The organism is Brevibacterium sp. SIMBA_078 (genome assembly GCF_046534565.1).
Taxonomy (GTDB): domain Bacteria; phylum Actinomycetota; class Actinomycetes; order Actinomycetales; family Brevibacteriaceae; genus Brevibacterium.
This window is the reverse complement of the sequence record NZ_JAWRYQ010000329.1, coordinates 1-260: the sequence shown is the minus strand read 5'-3', so window position 1 is coordinate 260 and position 260 is coordinate 1. Positions and strand designations below refer to the sequence as shown.

Here is a 260-nt window from a genome sequence, read left to right as displayed (position 1 = left end):
GAAACTGCTACTTCCGTCTATCTATTTACTGATTCAGTAGAGTGCGGTGAACTTCCAATTTCAAGTGATCATATTAAATGGATTGTAAAAGGAGCAAGTAAAGATCTTCAAAATGTTTCAATCAAACGTTTTGCAGCAACTTCTATCGGAGAAGAGTCTTTAGCACTTATTCAACTAATGAATGAAGCAAATGAAGAGAAACAACTTAAGCTCATTCTCCAAGATAGCGAAGGGAAAGTTTTAGTTGAAGAAGGAATTAC

At 35.0% G+C, this 260-nt stretch carries 1 pseudogene; it reads left to right on the top strand.

Going from position 1 to position 260, the window contains the following annotated elements:
• A pseudogene (locus SB749_RS19905) lies at window positions 1–260 on the top strand (hypothetical protein); the annotation flags it as partial.